This window comes from Micromonospora sp. NPDC002411 (assembly GCF_053592955.1).
Map to the genome: position 1 here is coordinate 1 of NZ_JBSFBM010000377.1, position 5,938 is coordinate 5,938.

The following is a 5,938-nucleotide window of genomic DNA, read 5'->3' on the forward strand; positions in this document are numbered from 1 at the left end:
CCTACCAGCAGGGTCGCCACGCCAACGAGGCCCACGCCGGCCATCGCCGCCGTCGTCACGAGGAGGAAGTGTGAGGTGCGCGGGTCCAGGAGGGGGTACACCTCCGCCACTCCAAGGATGATCACCGTTACGGGCAGCGAACTCACCGCGATGGCGGTGGCAGGGCGACGTAACCATGCGATGGTCACGATGCCAGCGACGGCAAGACCGCTGATGAGCGGCACGGGCGCACCGATGACGGACGTCAGGTTGTGAAGTCGCTCTGCCAGGTAGGCGGACAACTCGTGCGGCTGTGGAAAGGCAGCAGCCCAGAACGCCCGCATCTCGTCGGTTCGGGCCCGTGCGGAGAAGGCGACGTAGACGGCCGCCGCGAGCCAGCCCGCGATGAAGCCAGCCACGGCCACTTCGAGGAGTCGCGCCCACCGACGTCGTAGCAAGTTGACCAGGAACATCCCGCTGAACACACCTGCCGCGATGATGGCGGTGACGTGGCTGATCAGCATCCCGACGCAGACTGCGGCAACCAGCACCCCTAGCCGCCTGCGTGACCATGTCCGCTCTGTCCATGCGGTGATGGCGAGCATGCCCACCGTGACGGCGGCATCGGCGGAGTACTGCTTGAGGTCGTGGCGGACCTGCTGGGCCGGGAGTAGCAGGACTGCCGCTCCAGCGACGGCGCCCGCCACGATCCCCAGTCGGCGGGTCGGCCACTGCGGGAGACGACCGAGCGCGTACGCCACCCCAACAGACAGAACGTGAAACGCAAGCGGCACAACGCGCAGGTCGTCGGAGTCCGGGACCAACCGCAGGAGAAGGCTCCACCCGATCGGAGTCGACGACGTCGTCACGGGCAGGTCAGTGAGCGGCATGCGTACGGAAAGCGCCACCCATGCCTCGTCGAGCCAGTACGGCGCGGAGAGCATCGTGCGGACGTCGTGCACAACCGGGACGGCGGCGAGCAGGACGGCGACGACGGCCCAGTCCGTGCGGGTCGGTCGACGACGCTTTACCGGAGCCGGCAACGGGGCACGATCGCTCACGTTCCTGGTCATGAGTTGCGCGACCACGATGCCTCCCATCCTGGAAGTACGGACCATAGAGCGCTACGCATAATTCTGAGAGCTTGACGCTGTGACACTGTCCGCCGAGCCGGTTGCAGGAGCACGGCCGCCTTTCGGTGTCGTCATCTCATCGGATTGCTCACGCAGCAGGCGCGGCGCCCAATCCTTGAGGCGCAGAGCAGGCTGCTCCACCAGATGCCAGGAAAGCATCGCGAGTCCCACACTGACCAGGGTGCTGGCAACGAAGAAGCCGACCAGGCCGAGCGCCTGCACCCCGGTCTTCGCCATGACCTGCTGTACGACGAAGGAGTAGATGTACAACCCGTACGAGTAGTCGTTGTTGTTTCCGACCCGGTGCAGCGCCTTCGGCAGCCGCACGGCGAGCCAGAGAGTGACGTACGCGTAGGCGAGCAGCGCCGGGCCGAAGAACGATCCGTGTGCCGCGAGCCCGCCGGAGACCAGGACCGCAAGCACACCAAAGAAGTCGTTGATCAGTAGACGGTCGCTGTACAGCTCAGCTGTCCCGCCGACGAGGAACATGAAGCCGTACCAGAGTAGAGAATCCTTTCGGAGCGTGCCGAGCATCGGCAGCGGTCCGATCTCCCCCGTCAGCCAGATGCCCTGCTCTGCGTTGCCATGACGGAACTGGTTCCAGCAGAGGGCACCGAACATGGCGAGCAACGCAAGCAGTGGAATCCAGCGGAGTTGACGGCGGAGGATGGTGAAAACGGACAAGACGGCGACCAGCAGGTAGCAGAAGATCTCGTAGGCGAGAGTCCACAATGACCCGTTGAGCGTATTCCCGCCCTGCCACCGCCAGTATGGCGTGTCGCCCTGCAACAGGTCGGCAATCCCGAACTGACGAAGGCCCCCCCACCAGTTCTGTCGCAGATAGTCGAAGGCCCCGTTGGGACTCCGCCACAGGCCTGCGACCGTTCCGTGCCGTTCGAAAAAGAGCACCGGTGCGACAACCACGGCGGTGAAGAGGAGGCATACCCACAGGCCGGGCCAGATCCGCAGGGCGCGGTGCCACAGGAAGCGAGGAACCGAGCTGCGCCGAGCGGAACGGACGATCAGGAAACCGGAGATGGTGAAGAACCCGGCCACTGCCACGGCACCGAGATCGACGCGCGGCATGAGCGGACGACCAAAGCCGAGAGCGGCCGAGTGGGACAACACCACGGCGAGCGCGAACGCGAGCCGAAGAGCGCCAAAGCTGTTCGCGCGCCTGTCGTAGACCTCGGCGAACGGCCGCGACACCGTCGAACGCCGCACCAGGCCTGGTAGGAAGGAGAGCAACGAAGGTCGCCTGCGCTACCTGGCTCCTGTGGAGCTGGATGGCGAGGGCCTCGGTTCGCCCGGAACCCTTTGAGTTGGCACCGACGAGCCGATCAGGCGTGCCGCCTGCCGATTGCGCCGCGAGGCCAGCGGCAGCCCGACGAGAAACTCGGGGAACATGCCGAAGAACGTCCTGGCGCTCTGCAGCTCCAGCGTGTGCGCGCGGGACCACTGGAACGAGTTCGTCGCGCGTGCCCAGTGATGGGTCCACCGGACGTCGCCGGTCAGGGCGACAGGCATGCCCTGTCGCCACGCCCGCAGCCCGAGCTCATGGTCCTCGTAGTAGAGGAAGAACTGCTCGTTCCACCCGCCCATTGCGAGGAAGTCGGCGGTGCGGGCGGCGACTGCGGCACCCATGGCCCAAGCGACGTAGACCGTCTCGCCGGGCTTGGCCATCACCCGGTAGGTCGCGTGCATCCGGGACAGGGGCCAGATCTTCCGGTTGCCCAGCTTGGCGGTGGCGTAGGGGAATCCTCTGCCGTTGGGCTGGGGAGTCCCGTCGGTACCGATCAGCTGAGGAGCCACCAGGCCGCCGTGGGTGTCGAGGTGCTGCTTGAGCACGTCCATACCGTCCGGGTCGATCTCAAGGTCGGGGTTGGCGAACACCACGTATTCACCGGCGGCCTGGCGTACCCCGACGTTGTTGGCCTTGGAGAAACCGACGTTCTCCGGTAGCCGGATGACCCGGGCACCCAACTCCTCGGCTACGACGACCGAGTCGTCGGACGAGGCGTTGTCGACGACGATCCACTCGTAGGGCTTGGCCCCTTGCCAGCACCGGCGGAGCGTGTCCGCCGAGTTGTAGGTGACCGTTACGACAGTCCACTGGTGTGCTGACATCATGCTCTCCGAGTTGTCAGATAGCTGTAGAGGGACGCGAAGCCGAACCGCTTGCCGTTCCATTGCCGCCTGGCGGTCGCGCTCTCCATCAGTCCTCGCGCGATGCCGCGAAGGAACGGCCGGAGCAGGCCTTGACGGATGCGCCGGGCGGCGAGCGCGAGGTGCGCCAGGGCCAGTACCGGCATCGCGATGAGCATCAGCGGCCAGGTGAATACCCGGGCCGCGACCAGGAGCCGGTTTCGGGCCAGCAGGAAGGCTCGGAAACCCTGGAGCTTGTTGTCACCCTCGACGCTGTGCCCACCCGCGTGCGGGAGGATGACGTCGAGCGCGCGAGTCCGCCTACCTGACGCGTAGAGCCGGTAGGCCAGATCGGCGTCCTCGCCCCAGGCGAAGAGGTGTTCGTAGAAGCCGCCGAACTGATGGAACAGTTCGGTCGGGAAGACAGCTGCGCCACCCGACGGGCCCAGCGGTCCCCGCGCCACGGTTGCCGTCCGGTCGATGAAGAGTGAGATCGGATTGACATCGATGCCGACGTACTCGCCGCCGTGCATGGCCAGACCGACCGCGATCGGCGTGCCAGGGTCCTCCGCGATGGCGGCGCACACCCGTGCCAGTGCGTCGTCGGGCAGCCACACATCGGGGTTGAGCAGCAGGACGTGGCTCGTCCTCGCGGCGGCCACGGCGCGGTTGCAGCCGGCCGCAAAACCGGGATTCGACGAGTCGGGAAGGTACTCGTACCGCCCGTCGTCCAGCCAACCGGCGATGACCTTCTCGCAGCCGTCCTCAGGCCAGTTGTCCGCGAAGATGAACCGCACCGGGAGCCCCTCGGCGCTGCGAACCCAGGTGGGCAGCGTCTGGGTCAACATGTCGTTCGAACGGTAGAGAACGGTGACGACTGTCAGCGTTTCATCCACTCCGGGATCCACCTCATCGGTTTGCTAAGTAGGTACAGGGCAACAAGGCCAGGAGCGAGGGCCAGCCAGAACGGTTGGACCACCGGATAGAGCTCGTAGACGCCGAAGGTCGCGAAGTAGATGACGAACGCCCGGGTCAGGTGATGCGCGGGGCTCCAGGAGGCCGCGAGCCGACGGTCGATGACGCCCACGCTGAGGCCCAGCAGACCGAGGAAGATCACGGCGCCGATCGGCCCGTAGTCCAGCAGGGGTATGGCGACGAACGTCGCGGTGTTCATGTAGAACGGCTTGCTCAGACCGGCGGTGATGGCGTACAGGTCCGCTGGCCCGAACAGCCGATCTCCTACCGAGCCGGTGAAGGTGATGGTGTACCGCCCCCAGGTGGGCGGATGCTGCTCACGCACTTCCCACAGCCGCCCGAACGTCTCGACGGAGCTGCTGAGCGACAGGTCCAGCGACCCGACGCTGGCGTAGAGCGGGCTGGCGCCGTACTGCGCCCGGAACTGGTCCTCGAACTGTCCCGTGCCGGCGAGCGTCCGTTGGCCGCCGAGGAAGACTGCCGCGCCTACCGCGACCGCTCCGATCACGAGCACCACGAGCGACACCCGCAGCCGGTTCTTCGGGCTGATGGTCGCCGAACGGCGGACCGAGAGCGCGGCTACCAGCGGGGGCACGATACCCAGCAGAACGGAGTTCTTGCTCGCGCCCAGAGCCGCGCCGAAGGCGAAGATGACGACGAAGACGACGTACGCCCACCGTCCCTCCGCCTTGCCGGTGAGCGCTCGGAGCAACGAGACCGCCAGCCCGATCCCCCAGAACTCCGAGAACAGCCCGGTGATCAGGTTGGATCGAAGTCTGACCGCCTCACGTGCGGCGTCCGGGTTGTCGGCGAACAGCGGCGGCACGTCACCACGGAACTTCAACGCCGCGCCGATGACGGCGAGCAGGAGCAGGAAGAGTACGAAGACCCGGAGTCGACTCTCGGCGGGCCAGCGCAGTTCGGCACGCTCGGATTCGAGACCGGTACGGCCCGCAGCCGGGCGCGTCGTCACGGCCGGCATGACGAACGTGTCCGCGGTCGGCGTCGACTCGACCGTCTCCGCGGTCGGCGTCGGCTCCTTGGAACGACCCCTGGCTGCCGCGAGTCGACGGCCGAGATACCAGGCACCGAGGAAGCAGGCGGCGTAGAAGCCCAGAACCGGCACCGCGGCGGGGCCGGCCGGGGAGTCGTACGGCCCGGGAATGGTGAGGACGGCGAGGAAGACGAAACCCCAGGCGGCCGTGCAGATGGCGAGCCACATGTGATGACGGAAGAGGAGGGCCGCCATCGCGAGGAATGCTGCTGCGACACCGAACTCGACGTCCCACAGGAAGACCGCCGCGACGGCGACGACCGCTACCACCCACGGCACGAGCGCCCGGAAGCGATTGGGTGTCACGGTGCTGGTCGTGGGGGTCACAGGAGGGACCTGTACAAGCTCTGCCATCGCTCCACACACCTGTCGAAGGCGTACTCCTGGGCGTACCACTCGGCCACCCGCTGCGCCTCGTCGGCCGCGCGGCGACCGACGGCCTGCCGAATGGCTCCGGCGAGCGCGGCGGGCGCGAGGTCCGCCTGGAAAGCCAGGGTCCCCGTCGCGTGCCGGGTGACCTCGGCGAGGCCGCCGGCCCCGGTGTGCACCACGGGTACGCCGAGGGACAGCGCCTCCAGCGCGCTGAGCCCGAACGACTCGACCCGGGACGGCACCACGAGGCAGTCGATCTCCTGGAGGAAGTCCGCAGCCG

General features: G+C 67.1%; 6 protein-coding genes. All 6 read right to left on the reverse strand.

Translation table 11 applies throughout. The annotated features are described in order from the left end of the window. On the reverse strand, window positions 1–941 hold a 941-nt coding region (locus ACWCO3_RS30020), incomplete at its 3' end, for a hypothetical protein (protein WP_450013242.1). Window positions 942–1,103: 162 nt separating this feature from the next. After that, window positions 1,104–2,321 carry an acyltransferase family protein gene (locus ACWCO3_RS30025; protein ID WP_450013243.1) on the reverse strand — a complete coding sequence of 406 codons (1,218 nt, stop codon included), beginning with the start codon at window positions 2,319–2,321 and terminating at the stop codon, window positions 1,104–1,106. 54 nt (window positions 2,322–2,375) lie between these two features. After that, on the reverse strand, window positions 2,376–3,239 hold the full coding sequence (locus ACWCO3_RS30030; protein WP_450013245.1) for a glycosyltransferase family 2 protein: 864 nt from the start codon (window positions 3,237–3,239) through the stop codon (window positions 2,376–2,378). Continuing rightward, entirely contained in the window at window positions 3,239–4,153 is a 915-nt protein-coding gene (locus ACWCO3_RS30035; RefSeq protein WP_244311866.1) for a glycosyltransferase family 2 protein, read from the reverse strand. Before ACWCO3_RS30035 ends, ACWCO3_RS30030 begins: the two co-directional genes overlap by 1 nt. Beyond that, window positions 4,138–5,592: an O-antigen polymerase gene (locus ACWCO3_RS30040; protein ID WP_450013248.1), complete on the reverse strand. Its 1,455-nt coding sequence runs from the start codon at window positions 5,590–5,592 to the stop codon at window positions 4,138–4,140. Before ACWCO3_RS30040 ends, ACWCO3_RS30035 begins: the two co-directional genes overlap by 16 nt. 17 nt (window positions 5,593–5,609) lie before the next feature. Further along, window positions 5,610–5,938 (reverse strand): glycosyltransferase (locus ACWCO3_RS30045; RefSeq protein WP_450013250.1); only part of this gene is annotated, 329 nt, incomplete at its 5' end.

Coding starts and splice junctions, on each gene's coding strand:
- ACWCO3_RS30030 (WP_450013245.1), bottom strand. CDS start 3,239: ATGTCAGCACACCAGTGGACTGTCGTAACGGTCACCTACAACTCGGCG.